The organism is Chryseobacterium sp. LJ668, from assembly GCF_019613955.1.
Taxonomy (GTDB): Bacteria; Bacteroidota; Bacteroidia; order Flavobacteriales; family Weeksellaceae; genus Chryseobacterium.
On sequence record NZ_CP080443.1, the window covers coordinates 3,251,746 to 3,274,882 of the forward strand.

General features: G+C 34.3%; 22 protein-coding genes. 9 read left to right on the plus strand and 13 right to left on the minus strand.

Annotated features, from left to right (window positions below):
- Positions 1 to 300: 300 nt before the first annotated feature.
- The 7 genes from K0U91_RS15215 (at position 301) to K0U91_RS15245 (ending at position 5,457) form a co-directional block, all read left to right on the plus strand.
- Positions 301 to 975, plus strand: coding sequence for a MarR family winged helix-turn-helix transcriptional regulator (locus tag K0U91_RS15215; RefSeq protein ID WP_220179343.1), 675 nt, complete (start codon positions 301 to 303; stop codon positions 973 to 975).
- 1 nt (position 976) lies between these two features.
- The gene (locus tag K0U91_RS15220; protein WP_220179344.1) at positions 977 to 2,440 is read left to right on the plus strand and encodes a phytoene desaturase family protein; all 1,464 of its coding nucleotides are present in this window, start codon (positions 977 to 979) and stop codon (positions 2,438 to 2,440) included.
- A 10-nt stretch (positions 2,441 to 2,450) separates the two neighbouring features.
- Positions 2,451 to 3,287, plus strand: coding sequence for a phytoene/squalene synthase family protein (locus K0U91_RS15225; protein WP_219968908.1), 837 nt, complete (start codon positions 2,451 to 2,453; stop codon positions 3,285 to 3,287).
- A 26-nt stretch (positions 3,288 to 3,313) separates the two neighbouring features.
- Positions 3,314 to 3,784, plus strand: a complete 471-nt coding sequence (locus tag K0U91_RS15230; RefSeq protein ID WP_220179345.1) for an SRPBCC family protein — start codon at positions 3,314 to 3,316, stop codon at positions 3,782 to 3,784.
- A complete protein-coding gene (locus K0U91_RS15235; protein ID WP_219968906.1) occupies positions 3,784 to 4,242 on the plus strand; it encodes a sterol desaturase family protein in 459 nt (152 codons plus the stop codon). Before K0U91_RS15230 ends, K0U91_RS15235 begins: the two co-directional genes overlap by 1 nt.
- A 4-nt stretch (positions 4,243 to 4,246) precedes the next feature.
- Complete coding sequence (locus tag K0U91_RS15240; protein ID WP_220179346.1) at positions 4,247 to 4,945, plus strand: lycopene cyclase domain-containing protein; 699 nt, start codon at positions 4,247 to 4,249, stop codon at positions 4,943 to 4,945.
- Between the two features lie 89 nt (positions 4,946 to 5,034).
- Positions 5,035 to 5,457: a hypothetical protein gene (locus K0U91_RS15245; RefSeq protein ID WP_219968904.1), complete on the plus strand. Its 423-nt coding sequence runs from the start codon at positions 5,035 to 5,037 to the stop codon at positions 5,455 to 5,457.
- A gap of 62 nt (positions 5,458 to 5,519) precedes the next feature.
- On the opposite strand, the gene K0U91_RS15250 is transcribed toward K0U91_RS15245, so the two are convergent.
- Both K0U91_RS15250 and K0U91_RS15255 read right to left on the minus strand, forming a co-directional pair.
- On the minus strand, positions 5,520 to 6,227 hold the full coding sequence (locus K0U91_RS15250; RefSeq protein ID WP_220179347.1) for a DUF421 domain-containing protein: 708 nt from the start codon (positions 6,225 to 6,227) through the stop codon (positions 5,520 to 5,522).
- 126 nt (positions 6,228 to 6,353) lie between these two features.
- Positions 6,354 to 6,620: a hypothetical protein gene (locus K0U91_RS15255; protein ID WP_219968902.1), complete on the minus strand. Its 267-nt coding sequence runs from the start codon at positions 6,618 to 6,620 to the stop codon at positions 6,354 to 6,356.
- 574 nt (positions 6,621 to 7,194) lie between these two features.
- Between K0U91_RS15255 and K0U91_RS15265 the strand changes: the two genes are divergently transcribed.
- Positions 7,195 to 7,602 carry a hypothetical protein gene (locus K0U91_RS15265; protein WP_220179348.1) on the plus strand — a complete coding sequence of 136 codons (408 nt, stop codon included), beginning with the start codon at positions 7,195 to 7,197 and terminating at the stop codon, positions 7,600 to 7,602.
- 9 nt (positions 7,603 to 7,611) lie between these two features.
- Here the strand turns inward: K0U91_RS15265 and K0U91_RS15270 are convergent, their stop codons facing one another.
- On the minus strand, positions 7,612 to 9,297 hold the full coding sequence (locus K0U91_RS15270; protein ID WP_220179349.1) for a helix-turn-helix domain-containing protein: 1,686 nt from the start codon (positions 9,295 to 9,297) through the stop codon (positions 7,612 to 7,614).
- Between the two features lie 236 nt (positions 9,298 to 9,533).
- On the opposite strand from K0U91_RS15270, the gene K0U91_RS15275 reads away from it, so the two are divergent.
- Positions 9,534 to 9,767: a hypothetical protein gene (locus tag K0U91_RS15275; protein WP_220179350.1), complete on the plus strand. Its 234-nt coding sequence runs from the start codon at positions 9,534 to 9,536 to the stop codon at positions 9,765 to 9,767.
- A 98-nt stretch (positions 9,768 to 9,865) separates the two neighbouring features.
- Here K0U91_RS15275 and K0U91_RS15280 read toward each other — a convergent pair whose 3' ends face one another.
- The 10 genes from K0U91_RS15280 to K0U91_RS15325 all read right to left on the minus strand — a co-directional run bounded on the left by K0U91_RS15280 (position 9,866) and on the right by K0U91_RS15325 (position 23,135).
- The gene (locus K0U91_RS15280; RefSeq protein WP_220179351.1) at positions 9,866 to 12,076 is read right to left on the minus strand and encodes a xanthine dehydrogenase family protein molybdopterin-binding subunit; all 2,211 of its coding nucleotides are present in this window, start codon (positions 12,074 to 12,076) and stop codon (positions 9,866 to 9,868) included.
- 36 nt (positions 12,077 to 12,112) lie between these two features.
- Positions 12,113 to 13,090 (minus strand): FAD binding domain-containing protein, encoded by a 978-nt coding sequence (locus tag K0U91_RS15285; protein WP_220179352.1) that lies wholly within the window; start codon positions 13,088 to 13,090, stop codon positions 12,113 to 12,115.
- Positions 13,087 to 13,680 carry a (2Fe-2S)-binding protein gene (locus K0U91_RS15290; RefSeq protein WP_219968895.1) on the minus strand — a complete coding sequence of 198 codons (594 nt, stop codon included), beginning with the start codon at positions 13,678 to 13,680 and terminating at the stop codon, positions 13,087 to 13,089. Before K0U91_RS15290 ends, K0U91_RS15285 begins: the two co-directional genes overlap by 4 nt.
- 221 nt (positions 13,681 to 13,901) lie before the next feature.
- Positions 13,902 to 14,708 (minus strand): DUF4249 domain-containing protein, encoded by an 807-nt coding sequence (locus K0U91_RS15295; protein WP_220179353.1) that lies wholly within the window; start codon positions 14,706 to 14,708, stop codon positions 13,902 to 13,904.
- An 85-nt stretch (positions 14,709 to 14,793) separates the two neighbouring features.
- A complete protein-coding gene (locus K0U91_RS15300; RefSeq protein ID WP_220179354.1) occupies positions 14,794 to 17,124 on the minus strand; it encodes a TonB-dependent receptor in 2,331 nt (776 codons plus the stop codon).
- 191 nt (positions 17,125 to 17,315) lie between these two features.
- Positions 17,316 to 17,681, minus strand: coding sequence for a response regulator (locus K0U91_RS15305; protein WP_219968892.1), 366 nt, complete (start codon positions 17,679 to 17,681; stop codon positions 17,316 to 17,318).
- A gap of 31 nt (positions 17,682 to 17,712) precedes the next feature.
- Positions 17,713 to 18,294, minus strand: coding sequence for a chemotaxis protein CheB (locus K0U91_RS15310; RefSeq protein ID WP_220179355.1), 582 nt, complete (start codon positions 18,292 to 18,294; stop codon positions 17,713 to 17,715).
- 8 nt (positions 18,295 to 18,302) lie between these two features.
- Positions 18,303 to 19,133: a CheR family methyltransferase gene (locus K0U91_RS15315; protein ID WP_219968890.1), complete on the minus strand. Its 831-nt coding sequence runs from the start codon at positions 19,131 to 19,133 to the stop codon at positions 18,303 to 18,305.
- Positions 19,134 to 19,499, minus strand: coding sequence for a response regulator (locus K0U91_RS15320; protein WP_219968889.1), 366 nt, complete (start codon positions 19,497 to 19,499; stop codon positions 19,134 to 19,136).
- A 15-nt stretch (positions 19,500 to 19,514) separates the two neighbouring features.
- Positions 19,515 to 23,135 (minus strand): response regulator, encoded by a 3,621-nt coding sequence (locus K0U91_RS15325; RefSeq protein ID WP_220179356.1) that lies wholly within the window; start codon positions 23,133 to 23,135, stop codon positions 19,515 to 19,517.
- Between the last annotated feature and the right edge of the window lie 2 nt (positions 23,136 to 23,137).

Below are 23,137 nucleotides of genomic sequence, written 5' to 3' on the forward strand. Positions count from 1 at the left end.
ATATCAAATTTCTCACAAGTATTTTTAATGATTCGTTAAACTGGTATTATTTTATAGATATGAATTAACGATTTGATAAAAAGCTCTTTAACAACAAAATCACATATATAAATTTAACATAATGTATTTATTTAATTCATTTTTTTAACAAAAACAATATTATTTGAATAAATACAAATTAAAACACTAAATTTTTATCTTTCAAATATACTTATTTTGGAATCGTTTTTGATAAAAAATAATTTATAAATAAACTTTATTTTAATAATAATAGTATATTTATACACTAAATAAAATCAAATGAATTTTGAATTGCTAAAAGATGCGGTCGCTTTGCTGGAAGAATTTGATATCATCAACAAAAAATCTTCATACCCTTCTTCTATTGAGGGATTTAAGTTGTGGATATGTGACAATGAATCTCAGAAAAAATCCGACTATGATAATGAAGCTTACTGGGAAGGCAAAGAAAATGGCAGAACCATAGAAAGTGCCATTACTACACTGATTGTTCATCTTAATCGATACGCAAAAACATATTCTAAATCTGCAATATCAGATTCTGATTTTTCTACACAGGAAGATTTCATTTACCTTATTAATCTTAAATCTTTTGGAGCTATGTCTAAAATCGATTTAATCAAAAAAAATATTCATGAAAAGCCCGTGGGAAATCTAATAATCAACAGACTTTTAAAACAAAAATGGATTGAACAAAACGACTCACTTGAGGATAAAAGGATAAAATTGATTAATATCACAGAAAAAGGTCTCGAAGTACTTGAAAATCAGATGCTAAAAATTCGTCAGGCTACAAAGATTGTTTCAGGTAATCTCAGCCAGCAAGAAAAAATGGACTTGATCAGAATTCTCAATAAATTAGACCAATTTCATCATCCGATTTACAGTAAAAATGTCAATAATAAAGATCTCATTGATACCGTTTATAAAGATTTTTTAAGTGAAAGTAATTAATATGAAGAAAATAGCGGTAATAGGATCAGGATTTTCAGGGTTGTCGGCAGCGGCTTACTCTGCCCAAAGAGGACATGAAGTTCATGTCTTCGAAAAAAACAGCAGTTTAGGAGGAAGAGCCAGAAAATTCACGACTGACAATGGTTATGTTTTTGATATGGGACCAAGCTGGTACTGGATGCCCGATATTATCGAGAATTTTTTCATCGATTTTAATCAAAAAACTTCAGATTTTTACGAGCTCATTCCATTAAATCCGCAGTTTGAAATGGTTTTTTCTGATGGAACGATGAAAATTCCACATGATTACAGTGAAATGCGACGCTTGTTTGAAGACACAGAAGCAGGTGCCGGGAGAAAGTTAGATGAGTTTATGAGTGATGCAAAATATAAATATGAAGTCGGCATGCAAGATTTTGTCAATAAACCTTGTCACTCATGGTTGGAATTTGTATCGCCAAAAATTGCTAAAAGTGCATTGAAACTGGATCTGCTTTCCAACTTTCACACTTTTGTAAGAAAATATTTTAAAAATCCTAAGCTTATCATGCTGATGGAGTTTCCCGTAATTTTTCTTGGTGCTGCTCCGAAAGATATTCCGGCATTGTACAGTTTGATGAACTATGGCGGTTACAAACTGGGGACTTGGTACCCGATGGGCGGATTTTCAAAAATCATTGATGCTATGGCAGAAGTTGCGAAAAATCAGGGTGTTCATTTTCACTTAAATTCAACAATAAATTCCATACAAATCAATCAAAATAAAGCTACGGCAATATCGGTAAATGGTGAAGATATTGAATTTGACACGGTCATTGCATCTTCAGATTATCATCATACAGAAAACAGTCTACTACCGGAAAAATACAGAAATTACAGTGAAGATTACTGGAAAAAACGGACTTTTGCCCCGTCTTGTTTGATCTATTATTTAGGATTTAAAGAAAAAATACCCAATCTTAAACATCATACTTTGTTCTTTGAAAATGATTTGGATTTGCATACAACAGAAATTTATGATGATAAAAAATGGCCTACAAAACCATTATTTTACGTTTGCTGTCCTTCAAAAACCGATTCTAATGTTGCACCAGAAAATTGTGAAAATATATTTCTTTTAATGCCGGTTGCCACTGGTCTTGAAGATACTGAGGAAGTAAGAGAAAAATATTTTAACGAAATGATTGCCAGGCTCGAAAAACATACGGAAACAACTAATTTAAAATCTAAGTTAGACTATAAAAAAAGTTATTGCATCAAAGATTTCAAAGAAGATTATAACGCATATGGAGGAAATGCATACGGATTGGCCAATACACTCTCTCAAACCGCTGTTTTAAAACCTTCATTAAAAAATAAAAAAGTCAACAATTTATTTTATACCGGGCAATTGACCGTTCCAGGACCGGGAGTTCCACCCTCGATCATTTCAGGAAAAATTGCGGCTCATGAAGCCACCAAATAATTTAGTTATTATGAAAAAACTTTTTGACGATCTATCTTATAAGATCAGTAAACAAACCACTAAACAATACAGTACGAGTTTTTCATTGGGAATTTTGGCTTTGTCACCAAAAATCAGAAATTCAATCTATGCAATTTACGGCTATGTACGTTTGGCTGACGAAATTGTTGACAGCTTTCATGATTTTGACCGTTCTACTCTACTTAGTCGTTTCAGGGAGCAGACCAATCAGGCACTTGAAGAAAAAATTTCATTAAATCCTATTTTACAATGCTTTCAGGAGACCATCCACAGGTACGAAATTGATCTGGCATTAATTTACCAGTTTCTTGACAGTATGGAAATGGATCTTCAGAAAATAGATTATAACTCAGATTTATACAAACAGTATATTCTAGGCTCAGCTGAAGTGGTGGGTTTAATGTGTCTGCATATTTTCGTTGACGGAAATAAAGAGCAATATGAAATTCTGAAACCTTCTGCGATGAAATTGGGTTCAGCTTTTCAGAAAGTCAATTTTTTGAGAGATTTGAAAGATGATTATCAGATTTTGGGACGCACTTATTTTCCGAATGTTGACATTACTTATTTTGATAATTCTGTAAAAGAACATATAGAAAATGATATTCAACAGGAGTTTAAGGAGGCTTTGGAAGGCATTAAGAATCTTCCGAATGCAGCAAGATTTGGGGTTTATCTGGCATACAGATATTACATTTCTTTATTTCGGAAAATCAAAAGAACTCCTGCCAAAAAAATTATCAATCAGAGAATCAGAATTTCAAACGGAAGAAAGTTTTCATTGATGATGAGCAGTTACGTTCAGTATAAAATTTCTTATTTATAGAATAAAATTTACTTTAAAATTATAAAATGGTACACCAGCTCAAAAGAGAACAACAATTAAATTGCGATATAGAAACTGCATGGAAATTCTTTTCATCTGCAAACAATCTTTCTAAAATTACTCCAAAAGACATGAACTTCATTGTGCGTACTCAACTGGAAGATGACGAGATTTACAAAGGAATGATCATTGATTATTATGTTTCACCTATGTTGGGAATTAAGATGGATTGGCAGACAGAGATTACCCAGGTCAATCATCACCAAAACTTTACAGATTTTCAAAAAAAAGGTCCCTATAAATTATGGAATCATTTTCATGAATTTATACCCAATGAAAAAGGCGTTTTGATAAAAGATACAGTAGATTACGAACTTCCGATGGGATTTTTAGGAGAAATCGCGCATAAGATTTTTGTCAAAAGCAAGCTCGAGCATATTTTCAGTTACCGCTATAATATTTTGGAAGAAATGTTTAATTCTAAAAAGCATCAATAATGAATTTTTTAATCGTTTTTTTTACATTTTTTATTATGGAAGGTATGACCTGGATGATACATAAATATATTATGCATGGCTTTTTATGGACACTCCATCGCGATCATCATGATCATAGCAATGAGGGGCATATGGAAAGAAATGACTATTTCTTCGCTATTTTTGCGGTTCCTACAATTGCAATGATGTATTACGGAACGGTGAATAATTTTAATGCTTACTTTTATATTTCTATCGGGATTACATTGTACGGAATGGCATACTTTTTTGTACACGATATATTCATTCATCAACGTTTCAAACTTTTAAGAGATACACAGAATCCTTATTTATTGGCAATAAGAAGAGCTCACAAGCAACATCATAAGCACACAGGGAAAGAAAGTGGCGAATGTTTCGGGTTTCTATGGGTTCCGGTAAAATATTTTAAAATGTATTTCAACAAAAACAAAAAATAGAATCATGTGGCAATACACCTATCTGGCGATCAACTTTTTCACCGTGATTATTTGTTTTTTATTTTCATTTCATCCGAAAATACAGTTTCATAAACATTTTAAAGCATTTATTCTGGCTTCTTTATTAGTTGCCTTTTTTTTTATTGTATGGGATGTCTGGTTTACAAAAAATGGAGTTTGGTGGTTTAATGACAAATATTTGATTGGCAGCCGGCTCTTTGGGCTCCCGATTGAAGAACTGATGTTTTTTATCTGCATTCCATTTTCATGTGTATTTACTTATTTTTGCTTAGATAAATTTTTTAAACTTAATTGGAAAGGGCAGACTGAAAGAATATTTGTCATCGCTTTAATCACAGTTTTATTATGCTTATCCTTCTATTTTGAGCACAAGATATATCCATTTGTAACTTTTCTCACAACCGCTACCAGTCTTTTTGTTCTTTATTTTATTCTAAAAGTCAGATGGATAGGCAAAGCGTCTTTGATATATCTCATTTTGATGCCGGGATTTCTGACGGTGAATGGAATTCTTACCGGAACGGGGCTTGATTCTCCTATCGTGAATTACAATCCTGCGAAAATCATTGGGTTAAGAATTTTCACCATTCCTGTGGAAGATACAATTTATGGATATGAGATGATTCTCTGGAATCTTTTTTTCTTTAAAAAATTCACCACAAATGAAAAAATCAAAATATAATTTGAAATTCTCATAATCACATACCACATGAACAATGCAGGGCATAATATTTGCAAGAGTTTCACTAACTCACTTATACCACAAATATTATGAACGTTACAGATTTAAAAATTAAAAATCTGGTAGATTATAGAGGCCAGATTTTCACAATTACAGAAATTTTTCAAAATGATAAAAATGATTATTCTGTAAAAATTGAAAATGAATATCAGAGCCTTGCTGTACCTGCAGATGTTATTCAACCTATTACTATTAACGAATACTGGCTGGAAAAATTCGGATTCTTAAGAACATATAGTTCTGATCATAGAATACGATATGAAAGACCTGAAAATTTTATAAAATATGACATTGATCTTAATTCTAAAAAGATCGCTGACGGTCTAAAAATTTATGGAAATGCAATAAAATGCAAATATATCCATGAATTTCAGAATATTTTCTCAAGTCTTTTTGGTAAAGAAACCGGAATTTCTTTAAAAAGTATTTTTAAGAACGAAGCTATTGCTTAAGATATTAGCAAGAAAATCTAAATCCTCAACTTTAAAAGCTGAGGATTTATTTATTACTATGATTATGTAATTCTTTTCTTGTTACTGGCCTGTACCCAGTTTCCTTTACCACAATTCTTGCAGTTGCCTGCTGTACCTATCTCCTTTTCCTCCGTAAACCCACAAAATGTACATGAATATTGGCCCACATTTACTATCACCTTCAGAGGTTGATCCAAGGAATGAGGCAAAATGGGTAAACCAAATTTCAAATCTTTTTCGTCATAAAAGAATACACTGATGCCTCCGGATGTTTCTTCAATAGCCATTTCTATCTGTCCCAAATGAGAAACTCCTTGTAATCTTAATTCAGAAAAAAACTCATCGCTTCCTAAGTTTTCTTTTTTAAAATTATCAATAGAGAAAACACCGTCTTGTATCAGACATATCGCTTTTCCTTCCAACAAATTCTCAAATTTTTTAAATCTACCAATGAAATAAGTCAGCAGACTATAAAAAGGAATGATGACCATAAAAACAACAATAGATGAGGCAATTCCAACATCTTTGTAAAACATAGGATCACCTGCTGCAGAGCCTAAACCGATAATAACCACCAATTCAAAAACTGATAGCTGCCTTACGCCTCTTTTTCCCAGTATACGTAAACCGATAATGATGGTCAGGAACATGATGATGGTGCGGAGCACAATTTCTAAGAGGAAAATCCATTCTTCACCACCAAGTAAAAATTCTTTCCATTCAAAATTTGAAAAAATCGAGAGATACATATGTATAATTTATAAAATGATCACAAAAAATACGCCATTGAAGATTGACTATAATAAAAACCTCCGGATCTGAAATTTCAAATTCGGAGGTTTCCACTTTTAATACAAGTTTAATGTGACAATTTACTACTGCAAATCAAAATAGCTACTGTATTTACTCTGCTTGATTTTCGTCACGAAATCATCATAGGCAGGATATCTTATTCCGGTTGCAATATCAATAACAATCTTATTAAGATTTGGTTTAAGCTTTAATCTGATCTGATCAAAACTATAATTATCAGCTTCAGATAAAAAGTTTTTTATCTCATTAAAATTAATGCAATTTTCAACGAGCGTTTGCTTTGATTTCTGAAACGGCATTTCATCAAAAAAAAATTTAATTCGTTCCATATATTTTAGATTTAGTGGTGATTGCTAAGATACGAAAAAAAATCAACAATTTTATGATTACGATCACATTATCAGCAAACTACCGAGGTATAATCAGTTCATAAAACTTTTCTAAAACCTACGAAAAATCTTGTGGTGGTCTGATTTTAGTAGTATAGATTAAAAGTGATTATGGATGCTAAAAATACATCAAGAATCGCACTGGGTGCAATGCTGATCGGTGCAGGAATCGGACATCTTACATTTGCAAGAAAAGAATTTCGGGCTTAGGTTCCGGATGTTATTCCAATAAAAAAAGATGATACGATCGCATATTCAGGAATTGTAGAAATCGCTTTGGGTGCTAGTATAATTGCTTCTCCATCAAGATACAGGAATATATTAGGTAAAATTACTGCTTCATTTTTCATTGCAGTTTTTCCCGGTAATATCTCACAATATCAAAACAGAAGAGATGCCTTTCAATTAGACACTGACAATAAAAGGCTGGCAAGATTATTTATACAGCCACTTCTTATTATATGGGCCTTAAAGTCAATGTGTAAGTAAATGATTAAATATTAAATTTGAAAATATGTTTAAAAAAATTTTAGCAGGTATCGGAGGCGCAATCGTCTTAAATATTGTACATGAAACAATTAGAAAAAACTTCAAAGATGTTCCGCACATTAATGAGCTAGGCGAAGAGGCTTTGCTAAAGCTTACAGGTAGTACACCGATAAATATTTCGGGGAAAGATAGTTTATATGCCGCAACATTGGTAGGAGATATTGTAAGCAATGGCATGTATTATGCAACTACAGCAACGAAAAATGATCTATCTTCCGGCTTGGTAGCAGGAATCTCAGCAATTATGTTGCCTAAACGTATGGGATTAAATGATCAACCCGTGGCAGAAAATATGCAGAAAAAGGCAATGACGGTTGGCTATTACATTTTAGGTGCTTGTGCTACTAAATTTATTTATGACAAAATTAAATAGTCAAGATTCTTAAGTAACTTCTGTTTCCTTAATTCTATTTTTAATAAAGTCAACAGGCCGAATTCCATTCTGTTCTAAAAACACATTTGAGAAGCTCTGCCTGTTGCTAAAACCTGAAGCTGAAGCAATATGTTCTATAGAATATTTCCTCCATTCTCTGTCATCATATATTTTTTGTGTAGCATAATTGATCCTGAGAATATTGATATAAGTGTTGAAATTATTTCCTTTGTATTCGTTGATGACCTGAGACAGATATGAGGTATTGGTTTTAAACTGGTCTGATAATTTTTTAAGGGTTATCCCTTTTTCAAGATATCCTTTATTCATTTCAAAATTATTAATATCGTTTAAAAGCTTTTCAACGATGGTTTTGTCTAATTTTACATTTTTACTGACATCATATTTCAGAGAAATCTCAATATTTTCTGTTACCTTGGCTTCCTCCATCTTTATCAGTAACTGACTGTATTTCTGCTGAATCTGTTTCTGTTTTCTGCTTCTGTAATATACCAATGCACCAAGCAATAAGATAATAACAATGCAGATTATCAACAAAATTTTTCCAAACGAATTGGTTTTTTCGAGGTCTTCTTTTACCTCTAGCAGACTTTTAGTATCATAATCCCTGTGTATTCTGGTCGATAAGTATTTGAAATCTGATGATATTACACTGTCAACCTTTAAAAGCTGGTTAGTATAATACAATTGGTTCTCTGCATCATTCTTTTTTTTATAGTAAGTAATAAGTTCCTCATAATTATTTCTGAGTTCAGGAAGAATAAATTTATACTTATTAAAAATTGAATCTACTTTTTTATAATTTCGCACACCAAGATCCGGATTACCAGTTTTTGTGTAACTCTTTCCTTTATAAAAATAGACATAGGAGGCCCATGTAAAATCATTTACTTTGATAAGAGAAGGAAGTGCTAGATCAAATTCTTTGATAGCTTGAGTATAGTTGCCTTTTGAGAATTCAGAAATACCTATACTTTTTTTAAAATAACTGTTTTCAAGATTAAAATCTTTATTTTTCGGAGTAGATTGTTCAGCTTTTTTCAACAATTGGTCTGCCTGATCAAATTTACCTAAAGCCTGATAACATATGATTGCTTGATGTAAAGAATTTAGGTAACCTTTGGTATTGTTATAGATTAGGTTTTCATGCAAATCAAATTTAGTCTGTGATTCAAAAAAAATAATACACTCTTTAAAAATCTGCAAAGCCTCCTTATAATAACCCAAATAACTTTTAATAACCCCTATATGATACAAATTCTGGTACTTTAAAAATCCGTTTTTAGAATCTTTAAGATATTCATAAGCTTTTAAATATTCGTTTAGTGCGAACTGAAATTCCCGGTAGTTAAAATAATAGATAGCTCCTTTGCTCAAATAAGAATCCCCAATGAAATCACTATTACCCGTCTGCTTTGCTGCAACTATAGCGCTGTCAGCGTATTCTATTTTCTTGTCCTTAGAAAATAAAATTGCATCTTTGTAAGCCTGAAACAATTCTTGATGATTTTGTTCAGATTTTGCCTTAACAATATTTTTATTTAAGTAAATAAATGCTCTTTGGTCATTCTCCTCAAAACTCCAATATTTTTTTCTTACTTCAGAATAAACATCCTGTGAATATAGATATGAAATAATGAAGAAAAAAAAGAAAGAAATTATTCTTTTTATCATCTATTAGTTTCTATAGAAATTATATCCAAATTTAAACAAAATGTTCAACTATTACAACCTTCTTTGTGAAATAAGAAATAACATTTAATTAAATAATAACACGAGCAAAACGATTAGTTCTTGTAAAAATTTGTAAATTTTTACAAGATTATTTATAATATTTCGCTCTTTATTTGCATTATGAAAAGTTCATTTATATATTTGTATACTTTAAAAATTAAAATAAATCTTTAATCATGGTACAAAAATATTTTTTCATTTCAATTATGCTTATGGGCTTAACGCTTATATCTTGTCGCCAGTCTGAAGAATTGAGTACTAATGAAGAGGTTACTACAAATGTTCAGAATATAACAGCTAAAGATAAAGGGAACGAAAATCCAAGTGAGGTTGCAAGAGATTCTACCGATGTAAATCTTGACCCAAATGATCCTCCAAAATCAGGAACTCACTGGAAAATTAAAAAGTAGATACGCACACCAATCACAAATATTTATTCATTGTATTAATCACATTTTAATATTATTAAAGCAAATCTTTACAGATTTGCTTTTTGTTATTCCCACAACTAAAGCATAGTTTCTGGCGTAATTGGTAAATTTCTGAAGCGTTTTCCGGTTGCATTGAAAATAGCATTTGCAATTGCTGGTGCTGCCCCAATGATGCCTACTTCTCCTAAACCTTTTGCTCCACTCGGGTTAAGATTCGTATCTGGTTTGTTGATAAATGAAACTTCAATGATTGGAGCGTCTGCATTCACAGGAAAATGATAACCAGCAAGATCATTTGAGATAATGCTCCCAAGCTTTTCATCAACAGACATTTTTTCCATAAGAGCCATTCCGATTCCACCTATTGCTGCGCCCGAAATCTGATTAGCTGCAGGTTTTTCATTAATGATTTTCCCACCGTCTACAATAACAACCATTTTGTCAACAACTACTTTTCCGGTCTTTGTATTTACTTTAACCTTACAGAAATGCGCTGCTGAAGAACAAAAAGAAAATTTCTTCTTCTCTTCTCCCGCTTCTGATGAAGCTTCTACTTCAACTACTTTTAAATTATTTTTAGTGAAAATATCTTGATAAGAAAGGAAATCCTCACCCTCTTTTTTATAGAAAATACCATTATCAGAAAGTATAATATCTGTAACAACAGCATTTTTAAATTTCTCATTTGAAATTGAGGCATATTCCGCAAGTTTCAACTTTAGAGCGTCACTTACTGCAGCCACTGCTCCACTTATAGATGATAGTCCCGTACTTCCTCCCTGACTTCCGGCTGGTGGCAAATCTGAATTTCCTAATTCAATTTTGATTTTATTTCTAGAAATACCTGAACGTTCGTGCATGATATTTACCATACCAGTACCTGTACCTGTTCCTATGTCGGTCATTGCGGTCTGCAAAACAATATTTCCATCTATGGTCATTTTGATTCCAGCACCGGCTTTGTTTCGTCCTGCGTTCCACATTCCGACAGCCATACCGTAACCAATCTTCCAATCGCCCTCTGTTACAGCTCCGGGTGTTGACTTTCTCAAATTCCAGCTGATCATTTTGGCTCCTTTTTCTACTGCTTCTTTCAGGAAATTGGTTGACCACGGCAATCCGGTTTCAGGATTTTTTTCGAGGGCAAGATTTTTATATCTTAACTGTATAGGATCTATTTTTAGCTGATAGCTCAATTCGTCTAAAGCACTTTCTACTGCAAAATCACCAGTGCAATCTCCGGGGCCTCTCATCCAAGTTGGTGCGCTCAGATTTAAAGGGACAACAGCATTTTCAGTTTTCAAATTATCAAACTGATAAATCAACCTTGTTACTCGTGTTATCCCATCACTGAATTGGTCATAAAGTGCACAGCCGTTTTTTGCCTGGTGCAAAACTCCGGTGATTTTACCATCCTTATCTGCACCTAATTTAATTCTCTGCCATGATGCCGGTCTGTATCCTACAGAATAAAACATTTGTGGCCTTGTCAACATCAATTTAACAGGTCTTTTAACTTGTTTAGCTCCTAAAACTGCTGCAAGAGCATGTGGCCAAACTTTTAACCCTGAACCAAAACCACCACCTACAAATTCACTGATGACCTGAATGTTATCAACAGGGATTCCAAATAATCCTGAGAAAATCTTTTGCACATTGTTGACTCCCTGATTTTTGTCGTGTAATCTCAGTTTGTCATCAGCATACCAGTGAGCAATCGTTGCGTGCATTTCCATGGGATTGTGAATCTCCGCAGCAATAGTATATTCCTGATCTACATAAAATGGTGAGTCGCTCCACGCTTTTTCATCTCCTCTTTCTTTGCCTGCCGGTTTTAGGTCAATTTTATCTTTTGCTTTATTAAAATCAACTTCAAATGGCTCTTTTGTATATTCAATCTTAATTAAAGTAGCAGCATATGTGGCTTCCTCTAATGTTTCAGCAATTACCAAGGCAACAGGTTGTCCTTTAAAGTAAATCTTATCTGTATGAAAAACGGGAAGTCCGAATTTTGATTCTTTTATTTTAGTTTCATCTGCAAATCCAGGAACTGAAGGTTTTTTAAGGTGAGAAATAACATCTATCAATCCTTCTGCCTGCATTGCAGCTTCAGTATTGATAGACCTTATGGTTCCGGAGGCTATTTCACTTGTAACTAAAACCGCATAACAGAGATTATCCACTTGATATTCCGCAGCATATTTCCCGAGCCCTTTTACTTTTGCAATGGCTTCAACACGACCTTCTAAAGGCATGTTAAATTCAGTTTCATCATCAAAAAATCCCATGTTTTTACTCTTTAAAATTTGTTATAAATAAAACTGTTATAAATTGGAAGCATTTTGCAAAGCCAGCTCGATTGCACCTCTCAACATCTTAACTTTATATCCGTTGTGAGCTAAAGGTTTTACTTTCTCAGTTACAATTTCTGATGCTTTTTTAAATACTTCCTCTGATACTTTTTTACCTTTCAGATAATCTTCGGCTTCGTACCATCTCCAAGGTTTGTGGGAGACACCGCCTGAAGCTAATCTCACGTTTTTAATTGTATTCCCTTCCATTTCCAAAGCTGAGGCTACAGAAATCATGGCAAAAGCATACGAAGTACGTTCTCGCAGTTTTACGTAGGAATATTTTTTATGAAATTCATTTTTCGGAACTTCAATATATGTTATGACAGCGTTCTGAGGTAAATTATTATCTAACCAAGGCGTATCTTCCGGCAATTTGTGAAAATCTTTGAACTGAATTATAAATTTTTCGTTTTTAGAATTAATTCCATGAACATTTGCATCTAAGGCGCTCAAAGCAACACATAGATCAGATGGATGAACCGCTACACACTGCTCGTTATAGCCTATTATTGCACTCATTTTGTTATCGCCATTCAAAGCACTACAGCCACTGCCTGGTTTTCTTTTATTGCATGGTGTTGTGATGTCGTAAAAATAGGGACATCGTGTTCGCTGTAGTAGATTTCCGGCAGTACTTGCCATATTTCTGATCTGTGGAGAAGCTCCTGCTAAAACCGCTTTGGTTATTAACGCATAATTTTTCAGTAAATCAGAATCTGTCGTTAAAGCCGTATTTCTAACCATTGCCCCAATGTTCACCGACTTTTCAGACAATTTAATCTCCATTGGCAAAGCATTAGAAATATCAACCATCCCATCGGGTTGTGCAATATTTTTCTTCAGAAGATCAACAATATTGGTTCCTCCGGCGATAAAATCTTTTTTTGCGTTTTTTAGTTGAAGCGCTTCAGCAGAGGTCTTTGCTTTTTCAAATGTAAATGGTTTCATAATGCTGCCACTTTTTGTATAGATTCAACAATTCCGTTGTATGCACCGCAACGGCAGAGATTTCCGCTCATATATTCTTTTATTTCTTCAACAGAACCAGTGCGACCTTCTTTCACGCACGCAACCGCCGACATGATCTGTCCAGGTGTACAATATCCACATTGAAATCCGTCACACTCGATGAACGCTTCCTGCATCGGATGAAGCTGATTTCCAGTGGACAAACCCTCTATTGTTGTAATTTCTTTTCCCGGAACCATTGCAACTAAAGTTAGACAGCTTAATGCTCTTTCGCCATTAATATGAACGGTACATGCGCCACATTGCCCGTGGTCACAACCTTTTTTAGTTCCGGTAAGATAAAGGTTTTCACGAAGGACGTCTAAGAGTGTGGAACGACTGTCTGTTTTAATTTCATGTAATTTTTTATTAACCGATATTTTTATGGGTAAGATTGTTTTCTTTGGCAGAATAAAATCTTTAACGTCCTGATAAAAAGCTTTGACAGATGTCGGAATTGCAGAAAATAATGCTACAATAACTGTACTTTTTAAAAAGGATCTTCTGCTGTGATTAGTTTTGTCAGACATATCTGATATTTTTTTTGAGAAGGGCTGAATTAATTTATTTGAATCTAATTTTTAAAAATGATTCAATGCTATCAAATTTAATGAAAACTTCCAGTAAAAGTTACTAACTAAATCTAAACTTATAGTTATACAGCGTAATTTATAATCGAAATAAATTAAATTCATAATAAAAAATCCAACAAAATATTTTCTGTTGGATTGTATTATAAAACTTACAAGATTTACTGAATCACATAGCTTAATTTGCTGACTGTATGTGCCGAAAAATATCCTAACGCACCATTGCTGATATTACTCGGAGGGTTTGAAGGGGTGATTCCACCGCCGGGACCGCCACCATCAATAATCTGTAACAGTGCAGAAAAATAAGTAAAGACATTGGTATCGATACACTGCATTTCTACATAAATGGTATCTCCCACTTTTGTTTTTTCAGTTTCGCCGTCTTCATCATCATTCGGAAGCAACAAAGGTCTTTGATTCAACAATCCGTTGTTGACATTATCGGAGAAAGCTTCATATATTTTTTTTGAATTATTTACCCTGTAGCTAAAAAGATATCTGTTTCCCAACGAGTAAGGATCTGTAAAAATAGGCAATAGTGTATATGATAATTCCCCTGCGACCATAAAAGAATCTTGCTGTAAATCTTCAAGCAAAACAGGTTGCGGCATTGTACTCGTTGCAGTATACTCTTTCCCTTCTGCTGAAATTTTTAAAGTATATGTTCTTCCCGGCACAGCAGTAAAAGTTGTCGTTTGATAAATCCCCTGACCGATATGATTTAAAGTTTCGGTCTGTCCGGTATTGTCGCTTAATACTACTAAAGCATTACTTACGACCGGATACATATTGTTTTCAGTAAATGCCACAGATTTATTAATTTTCACCTGATAAGGCCCCGGCTGATTGGTTACATTTGCTTCAATGACGATATTTCCGCTTTGATCATCTAAGTCTAAGTCAATTTCTTTCTCACAACTCGTCAATAAAAATAGTGAGACAATGATTAAAAATATATTTTTCATATGTAGTGTACATTGTTTTTTAAGGTCATCTTTAATGGCTTACCTTGATTGATTATGCACCTTCAATCATGGCGATTTCATTAAATTAAAATTTAAAGTTATACGTTATATTGGGTACAAATTTGAAAAGTGAAGTCTGCATAGCACGAGTTGTTCCCAGTTTTTCAGGGTTGTCTTCAAACGCAATGGTATAAGCATTTTCTCTTCCGTAAACATTATAGATTCCGAATGACCATGAGCTTTGAAAACGTTTGTTGTTGCCCGGTTCATAGGTTGCACTCAAATCCATCCTGTGGTAGGCAGGCATTCTATCTGCATTTCGTTTGCTGTATTGAAAGATTGTTTGTCCCAGAAGTTCATATTTCCCTGTCGGGAACGTCACAGCATTTCCTGTACTGTAAACAAATAATCCTGAAAAGGACCATTTAGGATTCAGCTCATACGTTGCGACTACTGATAAATCGTGTGTTTTATCCTGTCTCGCATTATACCAGTTGTTATCGTTGATCCCGTTTATTTTTCTTTCTGTTTTTGATAAGGTGTAGGAGATCCATCCAGTCAGTTTCCCGCTTTTCTTTTTTGCAATAATTTCAAAACCGTAAGCTCTTCCTTTTCCAAATAATAATTCGGCTTCTACATCAGCTGCGGTATCAAATGTAATTTCTGCTCCGTTTTTATAGTCTATTTGATTCTGCATTAATTTATAATAAACTTCTGCATTGATCTCATAATTATTGTTATTGAAGTTTCTGCTATAACCTGCGCTGATTTGATCTGCAATTTCAGGTTTTACCGTATAGCTGCTTCCAATCCACTGATCGGTGGGGTTTCCGCTGCTACTGTTGCTAAGCAGGTGAAGATTCTGAGTATTTCTTGCATAACCACCTTTGATACTGCTCACTTCATTGATCCTGTAATTAGCCGTAATCCGCGGTTCCAGATTGATATATGTTTTTCCGAATTTGCCTTTTTCTAAAAATTGACTGTCGGTCAAAACTCCGTTATTATAAGTATTAAAAGTATCTCCACCTAAAACGCTGAACATTGATAATCTTAAACCATAATTTACCGTCAGCTTTTCAGTTGCTTTAAAATCATCGTTGATATACAATGCATTTTCCCATGAATATCTGGAATTTCTAGGAAAACTGCTCACACTTGTTCCCGAAGCGCTGCTCGGTGTAATTGTATGGTAAATTGATTGAAGACCAAAACGAACGGAATGCTTGTTCCCTGCAAACCATGAAAAATCCTGCTTCAAATTCCAGTCTTGGATCTGCGAATCTAATCCAAAAGTATTGTCATTGCTCGTAAGGCTGACTTTGTAATCATAATTGCTGTAAATGAATGAAGTATTTGAGAATAATTTGCTATTGATGATGCTGTTCCAGCGCAAAGTAGCTGTAGTATTTCCCCAATCGGTAGCAAATGTGTTACCCAATCCCAAAACATCTCTTCCAAAATATCCGGATATGTACAAACGGTTATTTTCGTTGATCTGGTAATTGGCTTTTAAATTTAAATCATAAAAGTACAGCTTGCTGTCTTTAAAATCATCTGTTGCTTTTAAGAAAACATCGGCATAGGTTCGTCTTCCTGAAACGATGAATGAAGATTTTTCTTTCTGAATAGGCCCTTCCACACTTAATCTACTACTGATCAAACCAATTCCGCCATTGACGTTGTAATCTTTGTTGTTTCCGTCTTTCATTTTAACATCCATTACAGAAGAAAGTCGGCCACCGTATTGTGCGGGACTGTTTCCTTTAATGATGCTTGCATCTTTTAGGGCATCACTGTTAAAAGTGCTGAAAAATCCCAGTAAATGTGATGCATTATACACGGGTGCTTCATCCAATAAAATCAAATTCTGATCGGTTGCACCTCCTCGTACGCTGAATCCGCTGCTTCCTTCTCCGTTACTTTTGATGCCGGGTAAAAGCTGAATGGTTTTCAAAACATCTTTTTCGCCAAAAAGAACAGGAAGTTTTTCTATGCTTTTGATGCTTAACGTTTCTGTCCCCATCTGCGCTGATGTCAGATTTTTATCTTTTTTTACTGCTGAAATGATGACTTCATCAATTTGTGTTGTCCTTTCTTTTTCCTGGTTTAAAATCAAATCTAATTTTACATTTTGATCAAGTTGCACGGTCTGCCTGTAGTTCTCATAACCACCATATGCAACGGCAACAGTATAATTTCCCTGTGGTAGAGAAAGTGAGTAAAATCCATATTCATTGGCTGTGATATTGATTGTGGGATCTTCTTCCACTTTTATTGTGGCCCCGATAACGAGTTCGCCGTTCTTTCCGTCTCTTACTGTTCCGCTGATCGTCCTCTGTTCCTGAGCGAAAGCTGTAATGCTGAAAACGGAAAGCCCGATTGTGGTAAAAATTTTACAATAGTTTGCCTGCATTCTTAGATGATGTTAAAATATTTTGTACTTGAAAGCCTAAAGATAAGCTTTAATTAAGCCGACCTGAAAGTGAAGAAACGGATAAAGTGACTTTTAATTGTTTTTGATTATATGAATTTTCGTTCATGAAAAAATCCTCAGTCTGTGAGATAGAGGATTTTTAGTCATACAAAAAAAACAATAACTGATTGCTAGCTTTTAATATATTTCGCTACCTTATCTTCCAAATCATCAAGATTAAAAGGTTTTGCCACATAATCATCTGCCTGTGCACTTGCGGCCAATGTAACAATATCATTATTTGCGGTTACGTAAATTACCGGAATATGCTTGTAATCATCATGGCTTTTCAGAAGTTTTGTAGCTTCTACACCGCCAATATTGGGAATCCAGTTATCCATCAAGATAACATCCGGCTTAAACTGCGAAACTTTTTGTATAATGTCATGTGATGTCTCTGAAATCTCGACTTCATATCCTCCTTCTTCAAAAATGATACTGATGACTTCAAGAATAACTTTATCATCATCAAAAATCAAAATTTTCTTCTTGCTCATATTTTTATTTAATTTATTTAATGAAATTATTTTACTGTTTATTTAACTGATTGATATACTCTGCCAATTCTTTTGGCCCTATCAACAAATCATAATCTACCTGATCGGCTGCCTGTCTCGGCATATAATCAACTTCGGCGGTTTCCGGGTTTTGAATCCAGACTTTTCCTTTATTTTTTTTAATGTATTTTAAACCTTCTACTCCATCAACACTGGCTCCTGAAAGCAGAACTCCCACCATGTTTTCTCCAAAAGTTTCTGCGGCAGATTTGAACGTTACATCAATTGACGGTCGAGAATAATTCATCTTTTCTGAACTGTCAAGAGAAACCGTCATCTTATTTTCAAACAACAGATGATAATCTGCGGGAACTATATATATCGTGCTCTTCTGAATATCGGTTTTATCTTCAATTTCAACGACCTGCATGGAAGTAAACTGTTGCAGTAATGTTGGCAGAATACTTGATGAATGAGCTTTTCTGTGAACAACCAAAAGAATCGAAAAACTAAAATCTGCTTCAAGATTTTTTATCATGTCAATAATTACCTGCAGACTTCCGGCAGATCCTCCGATGACGAGTATTTCGAAATTGTTGTTTTGCACTTCCATTCCAGTAACTAATTATGGTCTACTTTTTTCCAGATTTTCTGATCATCAATCTGGTGATAAAATTTATCTAAATTGGAGAACCGCAGAGTTTCTTTTGATCCTAAAGCGAGATAGCCTAAATTTTCTAAACTAGCATTAAAAAGATTAAAAACTCTTTCCTGCAAAGCTTTTTCAAAATAGATCAGCACATTTCTGCAAATGATTAGCTGAAAACTGTTGAATGAACTATCTGACACGAGATTATGTGTCGATAAAATCAGTTTTTCTTGCAGGCTTTTATCAAAACGTACGCTGTCATAATTTGCAGTATAATAATCAGAAAAATCTTCTTTCCCGCCGGAAAGCATATAATTTTCAGAATATATTTTCATCTGATGCATCGGGAAAACCCCTGATCTTGCTGTTTCTAAAACTGAAGGATTAATATCTGTACCGTAAATAAGACACTTATGATACAGATTGGCCTCTTTCAGCAAAATAGCCATAGAATAGGCTTCTTCACCAGTCGCACATCCTGCAACCCATATTCTTATCAACGGATATGTTCCCAGCTGGGGCAAAATTTCTTCTCTCAGCTTTTTAAAAAAATGTGGGTCCCGGAACATTTCTGTTACATTAACCGTAATTTCCTGTATGAAATGTTTGAGATAATTAGGATCGTTAAGAACCGTATATCGGAGTTCTGCAAAGCTAGTAAAACGGTCAATGAGACAGATACGATTGACCCTGCGTTTGAAGGATGCTCTGCTGTATAAAGAAAAATCGTATCCGTACAAATCGTACACATCTTTGATAAGATATTCTATTTCTTCATCTTTTACGATACTTGGTTCCAGCATTTAAGATAATTTTTCTATCGCGATTAAGAGCAAATCTACATCAATCGGCTTTTTAATATAATCCTGAGCTCCTGCATCAAGACATTTTTGACGGTCTTCTTCCATTGCCTGTGCCGTCACTGCAATCACAGGGATATGACTGATTGACGGCGTTTGGCGTATCAATTTAACGGCTTCATATCCATCCATTTCAGGCATCATCATATCCATCAATACCAAATCAATCGCAGGATTTTTTTCTAAAATCTGAATAGCATCTTTTGCCGTTGTACAGGTTTCCAATTCAAAACCGCGGGCTTTTAACGTTAATTTCAGAGCAAATATATTACGGGGATCATCATCCACAATCAAAATTTTCTTTTGCATAAGAGATTCTGTAATTTAACTTTCGTATAACCAGACGCGCAACAAAGACAGCAGCTGATCTATATCCACAGGTTTTGTAATATAATCTGAAGCACCCGCCTGTATACATTTATCACGGTCACCAATCATTGATTTTGCAGTTACTGCGATAATCGGAAGCCTTTTGAATTTCGGCATTTTCCTAATTTCCTGAATCGTTTCATAACCATCCATTTCCGGCATCATCATATCCATCAAAACAACATCGATATCCTGATGTTCGTTGATCTGCTCTAGAGCCTGAACACCATCCATCGCAAGAACAACCTCCACTTTATATTTTTCTAAAGCTTTAGTCAGAGAAAAAATATTACGGACATCATCATCAGTAATCAGAATTTTTTTACCACTGAGAACTTCTGTTAATGACCCTAAAGTTTTATTTCTGATGGTTTCTACCGAGCTGTTTTTCTCTTCAACCAAATGTAAAAATAATCCTACCTCATCTAAAATACGCTGGTAAGAATGTGCCGTTTTTACAACTATAGAATCAGCATATTGTTTTATTTTTAATTCTTCCGAAGTTGATAAATTGCGTTCTGTAAAAATAATAATCGGAAGATTTTCTAATCCTTCATACCCTTTGATAGATTCTATAATTTTATAGGCGTTTCTTCTGTTTGGCCCGATATCTAAAATTACACAGTCGACCTGATCGGTATTGAAAGCTCTCACGCTATCCTCCACATTATCTTCTACAGAAAGCGAAATGTCAAAATTGCTTAGGAAATAAGACAATGCATTGGCATGTTTAGCATTTTCTTCTACAATCAGCACTTTTTGCGGAGACTTTTTCAGGGCATCCTCTATTTTTTTGAATATGCCGTTCATCTGTTGCAGTGCAACAGGTTTATTAATAAAATCAATTGCCCCTTTCATCAGACTTTCCTGCTTTACATGTAACGATGACATCATATGTACCGGAATCGGTTTGGTCTGAAAATTAGATTTTAATTCGTCCATTACCTCCCAGCCATCTTTTACGGGAAGCTGAACATCCAAGAGAATTGCAACCGGACGATACTGTATCGCAGCAGATAAGGCCTGGTCTCCCCTTACCACTACTACCCCTTTATATTTTTGCATTCTTGCATATTTTAGTAATGCTTTGGCAAAATTGGTATCATCTTCAACAATTAAAATAACTTTATCATCTTTTCCGATGCTACTTCTGTCGTCGTCTACATCGTCAGGTATTTCTAAAGTTTTGAATGATGCTGAAATATCACCTTCATTGTAATCAATTATATGTTTAATTTCTTCCACATCTTCTAAAATGACATTTACCAAACTTTGATCTGATCCTGAATTTGACTGAACAACTTTCAGTTCTTCTTTTACCGGAATGATTAAACTGAATTCGCTGCCTTCATTGACTTTACTTTTCAGTTCTAGATAACCACCTAATAATTTAGCAATTTCACGGCTGATTGACAAGCCTAAACCTGTTCCGCCAAATTTACGCTGTGTAGATCCGTCTGCCTGCTGAAAGGCCTCAAAAATAATTTTCTGCTTATCATCCGGAATTCCGATTCCGGTATCCTTTACGGAGAAAATGATGAAATTTTTATTTTTCGGGTCTTTTTTAATATTTAATTCTACACTTCCTTTTTTTGTAAATTTTAAAGCGTTTGATAAAAGATTTCTCAGCACCTGATCCAAACGCAAACGGTCGGTTTCTAAGGTTTTTGCCAAATCATCTTCAATATTGATGTTAAATTCAATCCCTTTTTCTTTTACCAAAGGATTTATTAAACTTTTTAAATCATTTACCACTTCATCAATTACAACATCCTGATACTCAAGAGACATTTTACCGGATTCTATTTTGGCTAAATCTAGAATTTCATCAATTAATGTTAAAAGGCTACTTCCGGAACTCTGAATGACCTTTGCTGATTCGATCTGATCTTCGTTTAAGTTTTCATCAGGATTTTCTGCCATCAAACGGGAGAGAAGCAAAATTGAGTTCAATGGTGTTCGTAACTCATGCGACATATTTGCTAAGAATTCAGATTTGTACTGAGTACTGAGTGCGAGCTCTTCGGCTTTTCTCTGAATTTCAATATTGCGTTCTGCAATAAGATGGTTTTTTTCTTCAAGTAATTTTGAGCGCTCTTCCAGCTCGGTGTTGATCTGCATCAATTCTTCCTGTTGTACCTTCAGCTCTTCTTCTGAAGCCTGAAGCTTTTGGGTCTGAGCCTCGAGCTCTGTATTTAGATTTTCTAATTCAGAATGCTGAACCTGCAGCTCTTCTGACTGTGCTTGAGTTTCTTCCAATAAACGCTGCTCTTTCTCACGGCCTTTGGCGGAGCGTAAAGCAATACCAATATTTCTGCTGCTTTCAACAAAATAGTCGATTCTGTCCTGATCGAAATTTTTATCTGAACTTAGTTCTAAAACTCCAATGGTCTGTCTGTCAATCGTCACAGGAATTAACAAAATAGCTTTGATTTTCATTTTGCTGCCTGCAAAAGTGACTGCAAAGTCATTTTCATCTAAATCATTGTAGGCTTTCGGCTTTTTCTGGACAAAAACCTGCCCCACCATTCCTTCTCCCGGATCAAAAAACTGTTTCATACTGTCTTCTAATCCAAAAGAGCTGCTTAGTTTTAATTTTCCGTTATCTTCTATTAAATAAATAGCACCATTGATGCAGTTTCCGTATTCAATTAACTGATTGAGAGCGTCTGTAGTTACCTGTTTTATAGATTTGTTACCGACCAGAGATTCATTTAATAAGGCCAGACCTTTCTGACGCCAATCACTCTTATTAATCTCATCAAAAGATAGTTTAAGAGAATCTGTCATATGATTTAATGATTCTACAAGATCGCCTAAATCACCATCAAAATCATCTACTATTTTTTGATTGTAATCACCATTTGAAACCCTGTTGGCTACCTGCTGAATGATATTTACACGTTTAGAAATTTCAAGCTCTTTTGCTTTTAATTCTTTCTCTAGTTTGTCTCTTCGGAGTAGATCATTGCGCAGCTTTACATAAAAAAATGCTGTAACAGCAATTGCTGCCATAGATGAAAGTATGATAAATAATACTGTTGTGTTGGATGAGCTGTCTAGATCTTTATTCTTTTTTTCGAGTCCGTTTTCTTCAAATTTTACAAAATCGCGGACAAGAAGACGGCATTTATCCATGTACAATTTGCTCATCAGGATCTGCTCTTGAGTCATCGCAACACCTCGACGTTTATTTATTACAAACTGCTTTAAATTATCAATATTATTATTGACATTTTGTTCAAGGGTTTTCAGGCGTTGGAGTTGAGAAGGATCGGTAATATCTAATGATTTTACATAATCAATTGATTTTGAATATTCGGCTAAGCTCTGATTGTAAGGCTCTAAAAAACTTTCTTTTCCTGTCAGCTGATATCCTCTGTTCCCTGTCTCTGCATTCAAAATTGAAATTAAAACATCTTTCACAGCCGTGACAGATTTTCTGCTTTTTGAAACACTTTCACGGTGCTGCATCTGATTTTTAATGCTTAGATACGATGCGACCGAACTCGCTATTAAAATGAATATAGAAAAACCAATTCCGATTTGGAGATTTCTTATTACTTTTTTCGGCATAA

What these genes read in the sequence shown, in the direction of transcription:
- K0U91_RS15215 (WP_220179343.1), top strand. Translation starts at nt 301, where the DNA reads ATGAATTTTGAATTGCTAAAAGATGCGGTCGCTTTGCTGGAAGAATTT.
- K0U91_RS15220 (WP_220179344.1), top strand. Translation starts at nt 977, where the DNA reads ATGAAGAAAATAGCGGTAATAGGATCAGGATTTTCAGGGTTGTCGGCA.
- K0U91_RS15225 (WP_219968908.1), top strand. Translation starts at nt 2,451, where the DNA reads ATGAAAAAACTTTTTGACGATCTATCTTATAAGATCAGTAAACAAACC.
- K0U91_RS15230 (WP_220179345.1), top strand. Translation starts at nt 3,314, where the DNA reads ATGGTACACCAGCTCAAAAGAGAACAACAATTAAATTGCGATATAGAA.
- K0U91_RS15235 (WP_219968906.1), top strand. Translation starts at nt 3,784, where the DNA reads ATGAATTTTTTAATCGTTTTTTTTACATTTTTTATTATGGAAGGTATG.
- K0U91_RS15240 (WP_220179346.1), top strand. Translation starts at nt 4,247, where the DNA reads ATGTGGCAATACACCTATCTGGCGATCAACTTTTTCACCGTGATTATT.
- K0U91_RS15245 (WP_219968904.1), top strand. Translation starts at nt 5,035, where the DNA reads ATGAACGTTACAGATTTAAAAATTAAAAATCTGGTAGATTATAGAGGC.
- K0U91_RS15250 (WP_220179347.1), bottom strand. Translation starts at nt 6,227, where the DNA reads ATGTATCTCTCGATTTTTTCAAATTTTGAATGGAAAGAATTTTTACTT.
- K0U91_RS15255 (WP_219968902.1), bottom strand. Translation starts at nt 6,620, where the DNA reads ATGGAACGAATTAAATTTTTTTTTGATGAAATGCCGTTTCAGAAATCA.
- K0U91_RS15265 (WP_220179348.1), top strand. Translation starts at nt 7,195, where the DNA reads ATGTTTAAAAAAATTTTAGCAGGTATCGGAGGCGCAATCGTCTTAAAT.
- K0U91_RS15270 (WP_220179349.1), bottom strand. Translation starts at nt 9,297, where the DNA reads ATGATAAAAAGAATAATTTCTTTCTTTTTTTTCTTCATTATTTCATAT.
- K0U91_RS15275 (WP_220179350.1), top strand. Translation starts at nt 9,534, where the DNA reads ATGGTACAAAAATATTTTTTCATTTCAATTATGCTTATGGGCTTAACG.
- K0U91_RS15280 (WP_220179351.1), bottom strand. Translation starts at nt 12,076, where the DNA reads ATGGGATTTTTTGATGATGAAACTGAATTTAACATGCCTTTAGAAGGT.
- K0U91_RS15285 (WP_220179352.1), bottom strand. Translation starts at nt 13,090, where the DNA reads ATGAAACCATTTACATTTGAAAAAGCAAAGACCTCTGCTGAAGCGCTT.
- K0U91_RS15290 (WP_219968895.1), bottom strand. Translation starts at nt 13,680, where the DNA reads ATGTCTGACAAAACTAATCACAGCAGAAGATCCTTTTTAAAAAGTACA.
- K0U91_RS15295 (WP_220179353.1), bottom strand. Translation starts at nt 14,708, where the DNA reads ATGAAAAATATATTTTTAATCATTGTCTCACTATTTTTATTGACGAGT.
- K0U91_RS15300 (WP_220179354.1), bottom strand. Translation starts at nt 17,124, where the DNA reads ATGCAGGCAAACTATTGTAAAATTTTTACCACAATCGGGCTTTCCGTT.
- K0U91_RS15305 (WP_219968892.1), bottom strand. Translation starts at nt 17,681, where the DNA reads ATGAGCAAGAAGAAAATTTTGATTTTTGATGATGATAAAGTTATTCTT.
- K0U91_RS15310 (WP_220179355.1), bottom strand. Translation starts at nt 18,294, where the DNA reads ATGGAAGTGCAAAACAACAATTTCGAAATACTCGTCATCGGAGGATCT.
- K0U91_RS15315 (WP_219968890.1), bottom strand. Translation starts at nt 19,133, where the DNA reads ATGCTGGAACCAAGTATCGTAAAAGATGAAGAAATAGAATATCTTATC.
- K0U91_RS15320 (WP_219968889.1), bottom strand. Translation starts at nt 19,499, where the DNA reads ATGCAAAAGAAAATTTTGATTGTGGATGATGATCCCCGTAATATATTT.
- K0U91_RS15325 (WP_220179356.1), bottom strand. Translation starts at nt 23,135, where the DNA reads ATGCCGAAAAAAGTAATAAGAAATCTCCAAATCGGAATTGGTTTTTCT.